Below are 15,011 nucleotides of genomic sequence, written 5' to 3' on the forward strand. Positions count from 1 at the left end.
GGCTGTGCACCGTTCCCGGGAATGTGCTCGACGGTTTTCGAGCACCACTTCGAACGCACCGACCCTGATCGGTCAGTCGGATGCCGGCAACGCCTGTGCCGACTTCACGACCATGGGAACCCCGGCGTAACTGAGTTCGCCTGCGCCCGGGGAAGTGCAGAGCACCTCGACCGTGTCGCCGGCGTCGACGTACCGCTTGCCGAGCAGCGTCCCGGTGCCGCTCGCCGGTTCCGACGGCCGGCCGGGAGGTGCCGGGATCATGGCTTCTCCGCCGCAGGCGAACTCCTGCACGCCTTCCGAGGGAACCCGGACGACGACGATTCTCGTCGAGCAGGTGGTGCTGGCGAGCTGCTGACCGGGGCGGAGCGGTGAAGGTGTGGTCACGGCGTACCTCTCTGTCGATCGCTCGGACACCGAGCGTGGGTTCTGCGAGTGCGCGAACATCCGGAAAGCCCGGGCCTGGGAGCCGCATTCCACGGCACCCCCGAGCACGAGCGGCACAGAGCAGCGGTTCGAGCAGCTCAATACGAGGAAACTATCTTCTCCTATCCGGAGAATCAACCTGTTCTCCCGGCAAACACTCCTAAGCGGAGCGACCTCCTTTTTCAGACCTCGCGCGACGTGCGCGCGCGGGGGCAACCGTTCGACACCCCGGTGACCTGCGGATTCATCCGGTGAAACATGAGTGTTTGACACCTGGGGCGAGGCATGGAAACCTATCGATCAGAAATGAGAATGTGATTCTCCGAGAGGGAGGAGGCTGGGAGTGGTCCTGCTGCCCCCACTGCCGGCAGATCGATGGGACGACAAGGTCGATGCCGCTTTGAAAGGGCTCATGCCCCGGGATATGCGGAATCCGGAACGTGCAGGTGTCGCCATGGCGACGCTCGTGAATCATCCGGAACTGACGAAGGCATTCCTCGGGTTCAGTGTGCATCTGCTCTTCCGGTCCACGCTGCCGCCCCGCCTGCGCGAACTTGCCATCCTTCGTACCGCCCATCTTCACGAATGCGAGTACGAGCGTGAGCATCACAAAGTCATTGCGGCGGCAGAAACCGACCTGACCGCAGACGAAATCTCCGCAGCGCTGGACGGCAGGTCGGACGATCCCTTCGAGAGCGCGCTGCTCGAGGCGGTCGACGAGCTACACGAGTCCTCGCGGATTTCCGAGCGGACATGGACGGCACTTTCAGCCCGTCTCGACACCAAACAACTCATGGACCTGATCTTCACCGTAGGTGGCTACAGCCTGATGGCGATGGCGTACAACACCTTCGGTATCGAGTTCGAAGACGAAAGGTAGAAAGCCTTGCCCCACTTCACCAAACCGGCCGAGGGAAGCTGGACCGAGCACTATCCCGAACTCGGTACCGCCCCGGTCGACTACACCGACTCCATCGACCCCGAATTCTTCGAAGCCGAACGCGAAGCCATCTTCAAAAAGACCTGGCTCTACGTCGGACGCGTCGAACAACTCCCCCGCACCGGCAGCTACTTCACCAAAGAACTCCCCTCCGCCGGCCCCGGAACCTCCCTGATCATCGTCAAAGGCAACGACGGCAAGATCCGCGCCTTCCACAACGTCTGCCGCCACCGCGGCAACAAACTCGTCTGGAACGACTTCCCCCAGGAAGAAACCGCCGGCAGCTGCAAGCAGTTCACCTGCAAATACCACGCCTGGCGCTACAGCCTCGAAGGCGAACTGACCTTCGTCCAGCAAGAAGGCGAATTCTTCGACCTGGACAAGAAGGACTACGGCCTCAAAGACGTCCGCTGCGAAACATGGGAAGGGTTCATCTACATCAACCTCGACCCCAACGCCATCGCACTGGTCGACTACCTCGGCGACTACGCCAAAGAACTCGAAGGCTACCCCTTCGACAAGATGACCGAGGTCTACAGCTACCGCTCCGAAATCGGCGCCAACTGGAAGCTGTTCATCGACGCCTTCGCCGAGTTCTACCACGCACCGATCCTGCACATGAAGCAAGCGGTCAAGGAAGAAGCCGAAAAGCTCGCCGGCTACGGCTACGAGGCCCTGCACTACGACCTCCAGCCCCCGCACTCGATGATCTCCTCCTGGGGCGGCATGGCACCGCCGAAGGACCCCAACATGGTCAAGCCCATCGAACGCGCCCTGCGCTCGGGCCTGTTCGGACCCTGGGACAAGCCCGACATCGAGGGCCTCGACGAACTGCCCAAGGCACTCAACCCCGCCAACTTCCACAGCTGGGGCCAGGACAGCTTCGAGTTCTTCCCCAACATGACCCTGCTCATCTGGGAGCCGGGCTGGTACCTGACCTACAACTACTGGCCCACCGCTGTCGACAAGCACATCTTCGAAGCAAGCCTGTACTTCGTCCCCCCGAAGAACGCCCGCGAGCGCCTCGCACAGGAACTCGCCGCAGTCACCTTCAAGGAATACGCCCTTCAGGACGCCAACACCCTCGAAGCCACCCAAACGATGATCGGCACCCGCGCGGTGACCGAATTCCCCCTCTGCGACCAGGAAATGCTCCTGCGCCACCTCCACAAAACCGTCGCAGACTACGTCAAGGAGCACCGCGATGCCGCTGCCAACTGAGTTCTCCGACCTCGAGCCCTACGCCGACTGGGCCCTGGCCACCGAACCCGAGCGCTACGCCAAGCGCCTCGCCTCGACCATGCCCGAAATGCAGCAGTTCTACGACGCCGCCTTCGCACGCCTGGAAGACGCCATCACCTACTGCGACAAGTTCGACCTCGACGACCTGCCCGACGACGCACGCAGCCTCATGCACCTGATGCAGTCGCTGGTCATGGTCTCCTTCCCCATCGAAGTCTGGAAACAGCCCCGCGTCCCCGACAGCGGCGCCGCCTGGGCCACCATCACCAAAGAACCGGTGATCTGACCCCACCGCCGATGCCTGCAGCGCCCGCATCCGTGCACCGACCCCATCGGGTCGGGGTACGGGTGCGGGCTTTTGTTGTTTGCCACAAATACTGGCGTCCTTTCTGATCATCCATAACAGAGTCCGAAATGTACGATAGCTCCCGAATTTCGGAGTCAAGATCAACATGGTTGGATGTGGACCAGATCCTGGTCGGCTACCCGTCTTCCCGACAGTGGCCCCGGTTCCTCGCACCCCCGCAGCTCCACTTCTTCTGAGAGGAAGAACATGACCGAACTCGAGAAGCTGAACTTCTTCACCGACCCCTCCCTCGTGGGCGATCCGAGCCCGTACTACGACGCGATGCGGGAAAGTTGCCCGGTCAAGCGCGAGCCGCACCACAACGTCATGATGGTCACGGGGTACGAGGAAGCCATCCAGGTCCTGAATGACGAAGAGACCTTCTCTTCGTGCATCTCGGTGACGGGCCCGTACTCGGGATTCCCCCTCCCCACCGACAGCGACGACATCACCGACCTGATCGAAGAGACGCGTCCCAAGCTGCCCATGAACGACCAGCTGCCGACGATGGATCCGCCGCAGCACACCGACCATCGCGCTCTGCTGATGCGCCTGATCACCCCGAAGCGCCTCAAGGAGAACGAAGAGTTCATCTGGCGCCTGGCCGACAAGCTGCTCGACGACCTGCTGGCCAAGGGCTCGGGCGAGGTCATCAGCGAGTTCGCCGCGCCGTTCGCCATGCTCGTGATCGCCGACCTGCTCGGCGTCCCGGAGAGCGACCACCAGGAGTTCATCGAGGGTCTCAACCTGGTGATGAAGGACGGTATCTCGATCGGCAGCACAGAGGGTACCGAGCTCAAGCTCAACCCCATGGAGTTCCTCTACCAGAAGTTCGGTGCGTACATCGAGGACCGGCGCGCCAACCCGCGGGACGACGTCCTGACCGGTCTTGCCACCGCGACCTTCCCGGACGGCACGCTTCCGCCGGTCGACGACGTCCTGCGCATCGCGGCGAACGTCTTCTCCGCCGGCCAGGAGACCACGGTCCGCCTGGTGAGCTCCGGGCTCCGCATCATCGCCGAGGACCCCGAGCTCCAGCAGACGCTGCGCGAAGATCCCGAGCGGATCAACAACTTCATCGAGGAGACGCTGCGCATGGAGAGCCCGATCAAGGGCGACTTCCGGCTCTCCAAGGTTCCGGCCGAGGTCGGCGGCGTCGAGGTTCCGGCGGGCACGATCATGATGCTCGTGAACGGTGCCGCCAACCGCGACCCCCGCCAGTTCACCGACCCGGCCGAGTTCGATCTCGACCGCCGCAACGCGCGTACCCACATCGCGTTCGGTCGCGGCATCCACGCGTGCCCGGGCGCCCCGCTCGCTCGCACCGAGGCGCGGGTCGGCTTCGAGCGACTGCTCGAGCGGACCAGCAACATCACCATCTCGGAGAAGGTGCACGGCCCCGAAGGCGACCGCAAGTTCGACTACTTGCCCACCTTCATTCTTCGTGGTCTGCTCACCCTGAACCTGGACTTCACGCTCCCGGAAGCCGACGCGAAGTGAAGGTTTCCGTCGACGACGACTCCTGCCGCGGCCATGGCGTCTGTCTTGCTCTCTGCCCCGAGGTGTTCGATCTCAGCGACGGCGGGTACGCCGTGACCCTCGTGTCGGAAGTACCGGCCGAACACGAGGACTCGGTTCGCGAAGCAGCAGCAAGCTGCCCCGAACGGGCGATCACGCTCACCTGAACCACCTCTTTCGACGATCGCCGTCAGCCCGGGCCCTCACGGCCGGGGCTGACGGCGTTGTACCGTGCGTGGGGACTGCCCCCAGTCCCGAGAGTCGTTGCACCCCTTGCACACCCGTCCTGATTCTGCTTCTCTTCGTCCATACAGGAATTCGTCGATATCCGATGATCGGGGCACCGCGTTCCGTCTCCTGAAATCCCGGCGGGAGTTCCGCCACCGACAAGGAGAGTCATGCCCAAGGGATATGTCGTCCTCACCGAAGTCATCAAAGATCCCGACGGGATGAACGCCTACAGCGCAGCCTCGGCCCGTTCGCTCGGCCGCGGTGGTGCATCCGTGCTCTCCGTAGACGCCCGCCCGACGATTCTGGAAGGTCAGTGGCACGGCGACCGGACGGTCGTTCTCGAGTTCGAATCCGTCGAGGCCGCCCAGGCGTGGTACGACTCGGAGGAATATCAGGCGGCAGTCCCTCTGCGCCACGCCGCTGCCGACACCAACGCCGTCATCCTCGAGGGCTTCGAGATGCCGGCCCGCCCGTCCTGAACGGCGGCACCCCACCCCGCGCTCCCTGTAGTCGTAGGCCCGGACCTCTCGGTCCGGGCCTACATGCTTTCTCCCCGACGTCGAGTCGACCGTTGACGTGGTAGCGGTTGTGTGAAAATCTGATGCTCATGAATGAGAGCGTCATTCTCATTCAAGAGATCACACAGCGGGTGCGATCGGGTTCCGGGTTGCGGGCAGATGGTTCCGCACACGGTGACAAGTTCGAAGACGAAAGGTAGAAAGCCTTGCCCCACTTCACCAAACCGGCCGAGGGAAGCTGGACCGAGCACTATCCCGAACTCGGTACCGCCCCGGTCGACTACACCGACTCCATCGACCCCGAATTCTTCGAAGCCGAACGCGAAGCCATCTTCAAAAAGACCTGGCTCTACGTCGGACGCGTCGAACAACTCCCCCGCACCGGCAGCTACTTCACCAAAGAACTCCCCTCCGCCGGCCCCGGAACCTCCCTGATCATCGTCAAAGGCAACGACGGCAAGATCCGCGCCTTCCACAACGTCTGCCGCCACCGCGGCAACAAACTCGTCTGGAACGACTTCCCCCAGGAAGAAACCGCCGGCAGCTGCAAGCAGTTCACCTGCAAATACCACGCCTGGCGCTACAGCCTCGAAGGCGAACTGACCTTCGTCCAGCAAGAAGGCGAATTCTTCGACCTGGACAAGAAGGACTACGGCCTCAAAGACGTCCGCTGCGAAACATGGGAAGGGTTCATCTACATCAACCTCGACCCCAACGCCATCGCACTGGTCGACTACCTCGGCGACTACGCCAAAGAACTCGAAGGCTACCCCTTCGACAAGATGACCGAGGTCTACAGCTACCGCTCCGAAATCGGCGCCAACTGGAAGCTGTTCATCGACGCCTTCGCCGAGTTCTACCACGCACCGATCCTGCACATGAAGCAAGCGGTCAAGGAAGAAGCCGAAAAGCTCGCCGGCTACGGCTACGAGGCCCTGCACTACGACCTCCAGCCCCCGCACTCGATGATCTCCTCCTGGGGCGGCATGGCACCGCCGAAGGACCCCAACATGGTCAAGCCCATCGAACGCGCCCTGCGCTCGGGCCTGTTCGGACCCTGGGACAAGCCCGACATCGAGGGCCTCGACGAACTGCCCAAGGCACTCAACCCCGCCAACTTCCACAGCTGGGGCCAGGACAGCTTCGAGTTCTTCCCCAACATGACCCTGCTCATCTGGGAGCCGGGCTGGTACCTGACCTACAACTACTGGCCCACCGCTGTCGACAAGCACATCTTCGAAGCAAGCCTGTACTTCGTCCCCCCGAAGAACGCCCGCGAGCGCCTCGCACAGGAACTCGCCGCAGTCACCTTCAAGGAATACGCCCTTCAGGACGCCAACACCCTCGAAGCCACCCAAACGATGATCGGCACCCGCGCGGTGACCGAATTCCCCCTCTGCGACCAGGAAATGCTCCTGCGCCACCTCCACAAAACCGTCGCAGACTACGTCAAGGAGCACCGCGATGCCGCTGCCAACTGAGTTCTCCGACCTCGAGCCCTACGCCGACTGGGCCCTGGCCACCGAACCCGAGCGCTACGCCAAGCGCCTCGCCTCGACCATGCCCGAAATGCAGCAGTTCTACGACGCCGCCTTCGCACGCCTGGAAGACGCCATCACCTACTGCGACAAGTTCGACCTCGACGACCTGCCCGACGACGCACGCAGCCTCATGCACCTGATGCAGTCGCTGGTCATGGTCTCCTTCCCCATCGAAGTCTGGAAACAGCCCCGCGTCCCCGACAGCGGCGCCGCCTGGGCCACCATCACCAAAGAACCGGTGGTGTGAGCGCATGCTGACACTGAAGGCGGCCGGACTACTCGATGTAGACACCGGCGAGATCATCCGACCGGGCATCCTGCGCATCGACGGCGACCGGATCGTCGGTGTCGGCGGCGAACCGGAGGGCGAGGTCATCGACCTCGGAGACCAGATCCTGATGCCGGGATTGATGGACATGGAAGTCAACCTGCTGATGGGTGGCCGCGGCGAGAAGCCCGTCTACTCCACCGTGCAGGACGATCCGCCGCTGCGCATGCTCCGCGCCGTGGGTAACTCGCGTCGCACGCTGCGTGCCGGTTTCACCACCGTCCGCAACCTCGGCCTGTTCGTGAAAACGGGTGGGTACCTGCTCGACGTGGCACTGGGCAAGGCGATCGACGCCGGCTGGGTCGACGGACCGCGCATCGTGCCCGCCGGCCATGCGATCACTCCCACCGGTGGACACCTCGACCCCACCATGTTCGCCGCGTTCGCACCCGGTGTCCTCGAGCTGACGATCGAGGAGGGAATCGCCAACGGCGTCGACGAAGTCCGCAAGGCGGTCCGGTACCAGATCAAGCACGGCGCGCAGCTCATCAAGGTCTGCGTCTCCGGTGGCGTCATGTCGCACACGGGACTTCCCGGAGCACAGCACTATTCCGACGAAGAACTCCGCGCCATCGTCGACGAGGCGCACCGCCGTGGACTCAAGGTCGCGTCCCACACGCACGGCGCTGACGCCGTCCGTGCGGCCGTTGCCGCAGGTATCGACTGCATCGAGCACGGCTTCCTCATCGACGACGACGCGATCGACCAGATGGTGCAGAACGGCACGTTCCTCGTGCCGACGACGCGGCTCGCCGACGCGATGGACATCTCCCACGCCCCGGCCGATCTCCAGGCCAAGGCAGCCGAGATGTTCCCCAAGGCACGCACTTCGGTGCTTGCCGCGTACAAGGCCGGCGTGAAGATCGCGGTCGGCACCGATGCACCTGCCATACCGCACGGCAAGAACGCCGACGAACTCGTCGCACTCGTCGACCGCGGCATGCCGCCGCTGGCAGTCATCCAGGCGGCGACCATCAATGCGGCCGAACTCATCGACGTGGACGACCGCGGCCGTCTCGCCGAGGGCCTGCTCGCCGACATCATCGCCGTTCCCGGCGATCCCACCGAAGACATCACCGTCACCCAGAACGTGCGGTTCGTGATGAAAGGCGGAAAGGTCTATGTCAACAACTGACGACCTGGTCGAGATCAATCAGCTTCTCGCGCGTTACGCGGTGAACATGACCAAGGGCGACGTCGACGGTGTCGTGTCCGTCTTCACCCCCGACGGCACCTACAGTGCGTTCGGCGACGCGTTCCCCCTCGACCAGTTCCCCGAACTGGTCGCGGCGGCCCCGAAGGGCCTGTTCATGACCGGCACGGCGCTGGTGGAACTCGAGGGCGACACCGCGACGGGGACGCAGCCCCTGTGCTTCGTCGATCACGCGACCCACGACATGCGGATCGGGTACTACAACGACACCTACGTCCGCACCGAGGACGGGTGGCGGCTCCGGACCCGGGCGATGACCTTCATGCGTCGCAGTGGCGCACACGATTCGGGCATTCCGCACGCATTCGAGCGGCCCTCGGCATGAACGTGACCGAGTTCAGGGACGCCGTACGCGCCTGGCTCGACGAGAACGACCTCCGGCCCGGCCCAGATCATTCGTTCGACGCACAGGTCGAACAGCTGGGCCGGGTCCGGCGTGCGTTGTACGACGCCGGCTGGATGCGTTACGGATGGCCCGAGGCGGTCGGTGGACTCGGCGGCGACGCGATGCTGCGGGCAGTGCTCGGCGAAGAGGTCGCGACCCGCGACCTCGCCGAACCCGGCATCTACTCGATGATCGAAGTGCTTGCGCCCACGATGATCTCGTACGCCCGGCCGGAGCTTGCGGCCGAAATGGTTCCGAAACTGCTTCGCGGCGAGGAACAGTGGTGCCAAGGGTTCTCGGAGCCGGGCTCCGGGAGCGACCTCGCGTCGCTGTCCACACGGGCGGTACAGCGCGGCGACGAGTGGGTCGTCAACGGCCAGAAGGTGTGGACCAGTCTCGCGCAGTTCTCCTCCCGCTGTGTCCTGCTCACGCGGACCGCGCCCGGGCACGGGGGCATCACCGCGTTCTTCGTCGACATGGATACCCCCGGGATCACTGTGCGTCCGCTGCGGACCATGCACGGGGTCGACGAGTTCGCGGAGGTGTACTTCGACGACGTCGTCGTCCCCGCCGACCGCATGCTCGGTAACCCCGGTGACGGGTGGAAGCTCGCGATGGATCTGCTCCCGCACGAGCGGTCGACGTGCTTCTGGCATCGGATCGCGTACCTGTTCACCCGGCTGGATCGGCTGGTCCAGGAGACGGACTCGGCGTCCGACGACGAACTCGGCGCCGCGTATCTCGCGCTGCACACCGTGCGGAGCCGGTCGTACGAGACGCAGCAACGCCTCGCGTCGGGCGCACCGCTGGGTCCCGAGACCTCGGTCGACAAGGTCCTTCTCGCGACCGCGGAGCAGCAATTGTTCGACACCGCCCGCGACCTTCTTCCCGGTGTGATCGAACTGTCGGACGGGGAGTGGCGCACCGAATTCCTGTATTCGCGCGCAGCGACCATCTACGGCGGTACCGCCGAAATCCAGCGGAACATCATCGCGCGACGGCTGCTCGGATTGGGGACCGAATGACGACGTACAAGACCGCCCGGCCGAATGCGGCGGCGCTGGATCCCGAACTGGGTCTCCTGGCTGATGCGCTGCGGAAGACCATGGAGACCACCACCGGTGCCGCGCTCGATGCGGCACTCGTGGAACTCGGCTGGCCGGAAATGCTCGCCGAGATGCCGGAAGTGGCGATACCTCTCGTATTCGGGCTACTCGGGGAGACGGGTGCGCATGCACCCGTCGTCAACGATGTCGTACTCGCCGAGGCAGGCTCCGGCATCGGTACCACCGTGCCGTTGCCCTACACCGGTAACCGGTGGATCGAGTGGTCCCGTCACGACCGGGACACCGAGGCTCTCGACGCCGAACTTCCTGTCGCCGTGGTGGAGTCCGGAAGCTCGATACCGGTGTCCGCCGGGCGACGGGCGCTCGGCTGGTGGCTGGTCGGTACGAGCCGGGCGATGCTGGACCTGGCCCGTACCCATGCACTCGACCGCACCCAGTTCGGCAAGCCCATCGCGGGTTTCCAGGCGGTGCGGCATCGGCTCGCGGAAACCTTCGTCGCCATCGAGGGCGCCGAGGCCACGCTGCATGCGGCCACCGACGACCTGGGCTCACTGCTCGCGAAAGCTGCGGCCGGCCGGGCCGCGATCCTCACCGCGCGTCATTGCCAGCAGGTCCTGGGCGGTATCGGATTCACCGCCGAGCACGACCTGCACCGGCATATCCGGCGCGCGCTCGTGCTCGACGGCATGCTCGGCAGTTCCCGGGAGCTGACCCGGGAGGCCGGTGCCATCATCCGTGCCGGTGGGTCAGCGCCCCGTCTCGTCAACCTCTGAAACACCGACCTGCATCCCGGTCCGGCGAGGGATCATGCCTTGGCCGGATCGGGATGGTTGGAGAACCACAGGCTTTCCTCGGTGAGCCGGCAACTCTTCCATCCGTCGTCGGTCCGCATGACCTCGTGGTGGTAATTCCCTCCGCAGTAGGTCAATTCACTCATGCCGGGAAGCCGCATGGGGTTGTAGAACATCGCGCGCACCCGTGCCCTGTCACCGTCGAGGTCGACCTCGATGTTGGTGACGAAGTGCTGCGTCATCGGTAACTGATCGAGCGCCTTCTGCAAGAGCGCGAGTACGTCGTCCCGCGATCCGGGCGGATATCCCACGGAGCTGTAGTCGAGATATGCGTCCTCGGTGAAGACCGAGGCCATACGCTCCCAGTCCTTCGTATCGACAGACGTGGCATAACGGTAGATCAGTTCTGCGATTTCGTGCTTGTCGCACAATTCCTGCGGTGTCATTGGGGCCTCCTCAAGTCCGGAATTCGATTCTGTCAGATGAGAACACGCTTTCCTAGGGCGGCTTTTTCGGGCATGATCGTGTCATGTCACAACTCGATTCTCTTCATGATCTGAGCGGGAAAACCGCTGTCGTCACAGGTGGTTCGCGCGGGATCGGCAGGGCCATCGCCCAGATCCTCGCCGAAGCCGGCGCCGACGTCGTCATCGCCTCCCGCAAACTGGACAACTGTGTCACCGCCGCCGAGGAAATCGCGGAGACCACGGGAAGAAAGCCCCTGCCCGTCGCCTGCCACGTCGGCCGCTGGGACGACTGTAACGACCTCGTCGACACCACTCTCGAGCATTTCGGGCGGCTCGACATCCTCATCAACAACGCCGGCATGTCCCCGTTGTACGAGGACCTCGAGTCCATCACCGAAGACCTCTACGACAAGACGTTCGGGGTCAACCTGAAAGGCCCGTTCCGCCTCGCCGTTCGGGCCGGGGCGTACATGGCCGATCACGACGGTGGGTCGATCATCAATGTCGGTACCGCAGGGTCGCTGGTCGCCAGCGTGCGGGAACTGCCCTACGCGTGCGCGAAGGCCGGTCTCAACGCGCTGACCGTCGGCCTCGCAGAGGCATATGCCCCGAAGGTGCGGGTCAACGCGATCCTGCCCGGACCGTTCCGCACCGATCTGTCGAAGGCGTGGGCGCCGGCCGAGGACGAGGACGCACCGTTCGTCCCGCTGCGTCGCATGGGCCGGCCGGAGGAGATCGCCCCGCTCGCACTGCATCTCGCCAGTGACGCGTCCAGTTTCACCACCGGAGCGATCATCCGGGTGGACGGCGGCGTCACCCGCAAGGTCTGACCACGACCACGACGAAAGGGCGCCCCTCCGCATCGGAGGGGCGCCCTTCGGGCGTGCGCTCTACTTGATGTTCTGCTTCATCTCGTCGAGTTTCATCAGCACCGGCCAGCCACCGACACTGAGCGCGTTTCCGTGCCCGGTCTGGTGGATGTCGAACACCGACTGGATGGCTGCGTAGAAGCCCTGCACGTCCAGCGTCTGATTGACAGCCCGCTTCGCCTGCCGCAGACCGAACGGCGGCATCTGAGCGATCTGCTCGGCGAGTTCGCGAACCTCGGCATCGAGACGATCCCGGGGCACGACTTTGTTGACCATGCCGGTCTTCTCCGCCTCGTCCGCGGTCACCGGGCGGCCGGTGAACAGAATCTCCTTGGCCTTGCGCGGGCCGAGTTCCCAGGTGTGGCCGTGGTATTCGACACCGCCGATGCCCATCATCACGACCGGGTCGGAGAACGAAGCGTCCTCCGACGCGACGATGAGATCGCACGGCCAGCACAGCAGCAGGCCACCCGCGATACACCTGCCCTGGACGGCGGCGATGGACGGCTTGGGAATGTTCCGCCACCGCATCGAGTATTCGAGGTACCGGCGGGACTCGGTCGAATAGATCATCTCGAGCGTGATCTTGTCGGGGACGGGGCCCCCACCACGCATGTCGTGGCCCGCCGAGAAGTGCTTGCCCTCCGCTCGGAGGACGATCACCGACACCTCGGGATCGTCGCCGGCCTTCCGCCATGCTTCGTCGAGTTCGTCGAGAAGAGCAGCATTCTGGGCGTTCGCGGCGTCAGGCCGGTTGAGCGTGATCGTCGCGATCTTGTCCTCGACCTCGTACAGGATGTACATGTCGGGCTCCTCATCCACGGGGAAGGCCGAGCACCCGCTCGGCGATGATGTTCCTCTGAATTTCCGACGTGCCGCCCGCGATGGTGCCGGCGAAACTCCGGACGAAACGTTCGAACCAGCTGGACGAGAAGTTGTCGAGATTCCACGGCACGTACGCCGACGTGGTGGCGGGATGGACGAGCCCTTCCGCACCGGCGGCGTCGAGCGCGTACTCGGCACCGTTCTGCACCGCTTCGGAACCGAGCAGCTTGAGTACCGACAATGCCGGTACATCCTGGTTGCCGCGCGATTCACGCACCAGCGCAGCCGAACCGAGAAGTTTCAGTGCCTGATGGTCCATGACGAGACTGGCGAACCGGTCGCGATCGAGCACCGTCTGCGGGCGGAAATCCTCGACGAGGTCCTGCAGCCGATCCGAGAAGCTGAGCCACAGCAGCGTCCGCTCGTGACCGAGCGAACCGTTGGCGACCTTCCAGCCGCCGTTCAGCTCTCCGATGAGGTTTTCCGCGGGCACCCGGACGTCGGTGAAGAACACCTCGTTGAAGTCCCGATCGTCGCCGTCCGCGATCGAGGGGAACGGGCGCCGCACGACACCCGGGGTGTCGGTCGGGATCAGCAGAACGCTGATGCCCTTGTGCTTCGGCGCATCCGGGTCGGTGCGCACGAACGTCAGCAGGACGTCGGCGTCGTGCGCACCGGAGGTCCATACCTTCTGTCCGTTGACGACGAAGTGGTCACCGTCGAGCACGGCACGGGTACGCAGCGAGGCGAGGTCGGATCCGGCGCCGGGTTCGCTCATACCGAGGGCCGCGGTGATCTCGGCGCGCAGGATGGGAATCGCCCAGTTCTTCTTCTGCTCTTCCGACCCGAACGACAGCAGGGACGCCGCGATGATCCCGAGGCCCTGAGGGTTGAAGCTGTGATAGATCCGCCGCTTCGACAACTCTTCGAGGTGCACGTACTGCTGCAGAATCGTCGCGTTCCGGCCACCGAATTCCGGTGGGTTGGCCGGCAGCAGCCATCCGTGGTCGAACTGGGTGCGCTGCCACCGTCGAGCCCACTCCGGTACGTCGGCACTCGAGTGGGCGCGCTCGGCGGCCTCCGACTCGTCGGGAAGGTTGTCTTCGAGGAACGCGACGAATTCGGCGCGGAACTCCTCGACATCGGAATCAAACGAAAGTTGCACGGTACTCCTCGGCGATCAGCGCCCGGTGCTCCGACGCGGACCCGAGCATGTGCTCGGCTGCGCGAGCGCGCTTGAGCGCGAACTGAAGGTCGTTCTCCCAGGTGAAGCCCATCGCACCGAACAGCTGGAGGCCACTGCGGAAGACGAGCGATTGGCATTCCCCCGCAGCCGCTTTCGCCATGGAGGCAGCCAGCCTGCGGCGGGGATCGTTCTCGGCGACGGTGAGCGCCGCGAAGTACGCCAGTGCCCGGGCACGCTGGATTGCGACGTGCATGTCGGTCGCCCGGTGCTTGACCGCCTGGAACGACCCGATCGGCACACCGAACTGCTGACGGTTGCGCACGTGGTCGAGCGCGAGGTCCAGAACGCGTTGGCACGCACCGACTGTGGACAGTGCGAGACCGGTGAGCGCGATATGGCGCGCTCCCTCGACATCGATCCCGGTCCGGGGTTCGCCCTCGACCCGCACACCGTCGAACGACAGATCCGCGACGTGGAGAACCGGATCGAAGACCGGACTGCGTCTCGCCGCAACCTTGTCGGCGTCGACGGTGAAGACGCCGGCCTCGGTCACGACGGCGAGTTGCTCGGCCCTGTCACCGTCGAGCACACGCAGCGCTGTTCCGTGGAGGACCCAGCCTGTCGAGTCGCGGTAGGCCTTCACACCCTCGTAGACCGCGGCCCCTGCACGATCGGGTCCGGTCACCCCCGCGAGCGGGGCGAACTGTGTCGTCGTCGCCAGGAACGGAGTGGGGTCGGTTGCCCGTCCGAGTTCCTCGATGACGATGGCGAGTTCGACCGCCGACTCGGGATCGGCGAGTTCGGTCCATCCCATCCCCACGTACGTCTTCCACAGGGGTGCCGGATCGGCACCGCTGTCGACCACGGCACGTACGAGAGTGGGTGGACATTCCTTCGCCGTCACTTCACGGACGGTTTTCTGCCACAACTGCTGATCGGAGTCGAACTCGAAGAGCATTCCGGCATGCCTCCTTGCCAGTGCTGCAATGCACAATTGGAGTGAGAATAACATTCTCTTATGAAGATAGTAAGAGTCTCATGTTCGCGTCCGGAGGGTACTGTTGCTACCCCGAAGTGTCCCTACCCTCCGGTACAGTGCTCCTATGTCCACCCCACGTGAC

General features: G+C 64.3%; 18 protein-coding genes. 13 read left to right on the forward strand and 5 right to left on the reverse strand.

Annotated features, from left to right (window positions below):
• Nucleotides 1-72: 72 nt before the first annotated feature.
• Complete coding sequence (locus HF886_RS03395; RefSeq protein ID WP_169651546.1) at nucleotides 73-384, reverse strand: hypothetical protein; 312 nt, start codon at nucleotides 382-384, stop codon at nucleotides 73-75.
• 382 nt (nucleotides 385-766) lie between these two features.
• On the opposite strand from HF886_RS03395, the gene HF886_RS03400 reads away from it, so the two are divergent.
• The 12 genes from HF886_RS03400 (at nucleotide 767) to HF886_RS03455 (ending at nucleotide 10,525) form a co-directional block, all read left to right on the forward strand.
• Complete coding sequence (locus HF886_RS03400) at nucleotides 767-1,303, forward strand: carboxymuconolactone decarboxylase family protein (RefSeq protein WP_346765287.1); 537 nt, start codon at nucleotides 767-769, stop codon at nucleotides 1,301-1,303.
• Nucleotides 1,304-1,309: 6 nt separating this feature from the next.
• Nucleotides 1,310-2,584, forward strand: a complete 1,275-nt coding sequence (locus HF886_RS03405) for an aromatic ring-hydroxylating dioxygenase subunit alpha (protein ID WP_169622017.1) — start codon at nucleotides 1,310-1,312, stop codon at nucleotides 2,582-2,584.
• A complete protein-coding gene (locus tag HF886_RS03410) occupies nucleotides 2,568-2,891 on the forward strand; it encodes a hypothetical protein (RefSeq protein ID WP_169622021.1) in 324 nt (107 codons plus the stop codon). The genes HF886_RS03405 and HF886_RS03410 overlap by 17 nt, the downstream gene beginning before the upstream one ends.
• A gap of 267 nt (nucleotides 2,892-3,158) precedes the next feature.
• On the forward strand, nucleotides 3,159-4,451 hold the full coding sequence (locus HF886_RS03415; RefSeq protein WP_169622020.1) for a cytochrome P450: 1,293 nt from the start codon (nucleotides 3,159-3,161) through the stop codon (nucleotides 4,449-4,451).
• Nucleotides 4,448-4,636, forward strand: a complete 189-nt coding sequence (locus HF886_RS03420; RefSeq protein ID WP_169651547.1) for a ferredoxin — start codon at nucleotides 4,448-4,450, stop codon at nucleotides 4,634-4,636. Before HF886_RS03415 ends, HF886_RS03420 begins: the two co-directional genes overlap by 4 nt.
• A gap of 231 nt (nucleotides 4,637-4,867) precedes the next feature.
• Nucleotides 4,868-5,179 carry a DUF1330 domain-containing protein gene (locus HF886_RS03425; RefSeq protein WP_169651548.1) on the forward strand — a complete coding sequence of 104 codons (312 nt, stop codon included), beginning with the start codon at nucleotides 4,868-4,870 and terminating at the stop codon, nucleotides 5,177-5,179.
• A 245-nt stretch (nucleotides 5,180-5,424) separates the two neighbouring features.
• Nucleotides 5,425-6,699, forward strand: coding sequence for an aromatic ring-hydroxylating dioxygenase subunit alpha (locus HF886_RS03430; RefSeq protein ID WP_169622017.1), 1,275 nt, complete (start codon nucleotides 5,425-5,427; stop codon nucleotides 6,697-6,699).
• Nucleotides 6,683-7,006 carry a hypothetical protein gene (locus HF886_RS03435; RefSeq protein WP_169622016.1) on the forward strand — a complete coding sequence of 108 codons (324 nt, stop codon included), beginning with the start codon at nucleotides 6,683-6,685 and terminating at the stop codon, nucleotides 7,004-7,006. The genes HF886_RS03430 and HF886_RS03435 overlap by 17 nt, the downstream gene beginning before the upstream one ends.
• 4 nt (nucleotides 7,007-7,010) lie before the next feature.
• On the forward strand, nucleotides 7,011-8,222 hold the full coding sequence (locus HF886_RS03440; RefSeq protein WP_169622015.1) for an amidohydrolase family protein: 1,212 nt from the start codon (nucleotides 7,011-7,013) through the stop codon (nucleotides 8,220-8,222).
• Complete coding sequence (locus HF886_RS03445; RefSeq protein ID WP_169622014.1) at nucleotides 8,209-8,625, forward strand: nuclear transport factor 2 family protein; 417 nt, start codon at nucleotides 8,209-8,211, stop codon at nucleotides 8,623-8,625. The genes HF886_RS03440 and HF886_RS03445 overlap by 14 nt, the downstream gene beginning before the upstream one ends.
• The gene (locus HF886_RS03450; RefSeq protein ID WP_169651549.1) at nucleotides 8,622-9,710 is read left to right on the forward strand and encodes an acyl-CoA dehydrogenase family protein; all 1,089 of its coding nucleotides are present in this window, start codon (nucleotides 8,622-8,624) and stop codon (nucleotides 9,708-9,710) included. The genes HF886_RS03445 and HF886_RS03450 overlap by 4 nt, the downstream gene beginning before the upstream one ends.
• Complete coding sequence (locus HF886_RS03455; RefSeq protein WP_169651550.1) at nucleotides 9,707-10,525, forward strand: acyl-CoA dehydrogenase family protein; 819 nt, start codon at nucleotides 9,707-9,709, stop codon at nucleotides 10,523-10,525. The genes HF886_RS03450 and HF886_RS03455 overlap by 4 nt, the downstream gene beginning before the upstream one ends.
• Nucleotides 10,526-10,557: 32 nt before the next feature.
• Here the strand turns inward: HF886_RS03455 and HF886_RS03460 are convergent, their stop codons facing one another.
• Entirely contained in the window at nucleotides 10,558-10,989 is a 432-nt protein-coding gene (locus HF886_RS03460) for a nuclear transport factor 2 family protein (RefSeq protein ID WP_169651551.1), read from the reverse strand.
• An 83-nt stretch (nucleotides 10,990-11,072) separates the two neighbouring features.
• Here HF886_RS03460 and HF886_RS03465 point away from each other — a divergent pair, with 83 nt between their 5' ends.
• On the forward strand, nucleotides 11,073-11,840 hold the full coding sequence (locus HF886_RS03465; protein WP_169622010.1) for a glucose 1-dehydrogenase: 768 nt from the start codon (nucleotides 11,073-11,075) through the stop codon (nucleotides 11,838-11,840).
• Nucleotides 11,841-11,900: 60 nt separating this feature from the next.
• Here HF886_RS03465 and HF886_RS03470 read toward each other — a convergent pair whose 3' ends face one another.
• From HF886_RS03470 to HF886_RS03480, 3 genes are read right to left on the reverse strand one after another with little or no spacing between them, the layout of a single operon-like run.
• Nucleotides 11,901-12,683 carry an enoyl-CoA hydratase gene (locus tag HF886_RS03470; protein ID WP_169622009.1) on the reverse strand — a complete coding sequence of 261 codons (783 nt, stop codon included), beginning with the start codon at nucleotides 12,681-12,683 and terminating at the stop codon, nucleotides 11,901-11,903.
• A gap of 10 nt (nucleotides 12,684-12,693) precedes the next feature.
• Nucleotides 12,694-13,869 carry an acyl-CoA dehydrogenase family protein gene (locus HF886_RS03475; RefSeq protein ID WP_169651552.1) on the reverse strand — a complete coding sequence of 392 codons (1,176 nt, stop codon included), beginning with the start codon at nucleotides 13,867-13,869 and terminating at the stop codon, nucleotides 12,694-12,696.
• Complete coding sequence (locus HF886_RS03480; RefSeq protein WP_169622007.1) at nucleotides 13,853-14,848, reverse strand: acyl-CoA dehydrogenase family protein; 996 nt, start codon at nucleotides 14,846-14,848, stop codon at nucleotides 13,853-13,855. The genes HF886_RS03475 and HF886_RS03480 overlap by 17 nt, the downstream gene beginning before the upstream one ends.
• Nucleotides 14,849-15,011: the final 163 nt, after the last annotated feature.

It is taken from the genome of Rhodococcus sp. 105337 (assembly GCF_012844225.1).
Lineage (GTDB): Bacteria > Actinomycetota > Actinomycetes > Mycobacteriales > Mycobacteriaceae > Rhodococcus.

What these genes read in the sequence shown, in the direction of transcription:
- HF886_RS03410 (WP_169622021.1), top strand. Translation starts at nt 2,568, where the DNA reads ATGCCGCTGCCAACTGAGTTCTCCGACCTCGAGCCCTACGCCGACTGG.
- HF886_RS03415 (WP_169622020.1), top strand. Translation starts at nt 3,159, where the DNA reads ATGACCGAACTCGAGAAGCTGAACTTCTTCACCGACCCCTCCCTCGTG.
- HF886_RS03425 (WP_169651548.1), top strand. Translation starts at nt 4,868, where the DNA reads ATGCCCAAGGGATATGTCGTCCTCACCGAAGTCATCAAAGATCCCGAC.
- HF886_RS03435 (WP_169622016.1), top strand. Translation starts at nt 6,683, where the DNA reads ATGCCGCTGCCAACTGAGTTCTCCGACCTCGAGCCCTACGCCGACTGG.
- HF886_RS03440 (WP_169622015.1), top strand. Translation starts at nt 7,011, where the DNA reads ATGCTGACACTGAAGGCGGCCGGACTACTCGATGTAGACACCGGCGAG.
- HF886_RS03445 (WP_169622014.1), top strand. Translation starts at nt 8,209, where the DNA reads ATGTCAACAACTGACGACCTGGTCGAGATCAATCAGCTTCTCGCGCGT.
- HF886_RS03450 (WP_169651549.1), top strand. Translation starts at nt 8,622, where the DNA reads ATGAACGTGACCGAGTTCAGGGACGCCGTACGCGCCTGGCTCGACGAG.
- HF886_RS03455 (WP_169651550.1), top strand. Translation starts at nt 9,707, where the DNA reads ATGACGACGTACAAGACCGCCCGGCCGAATGCGGCGGCGCTGGATCCC.
- HF886_RS03460 (WP_169651551.1), bottom strand. Translation starts at nt 10,989, where the DNA reads ATGACACCGCAGGAATTGTGCGACAAGCACGAAATCGCAGAACTGATC.
- HF886_RS03465 (WP_169622010.1), top strand. Translation starts at nt 11,073, where the DNA reads ATGTCACAACTCGATTCTCTTCATGATCTGAGCGGGAAAACCGCTGTC.
- HF886_RS03470 (WP_169622009.1), bottom strand. Translation starts at nt 12,683, where the DNA reads ATGTACATCCTGTACGAGGTCGAGGACAAGATCGCGACGATCACGCTC.
- HF886_RS03480 (WP_169622007.1), bottom strand. Translation starts at nt 14,848, where the DNA reads ATGCTCTTCGAGTTCGACTCCGATCAGCAGTTGTGGCAGAAAACCGTC.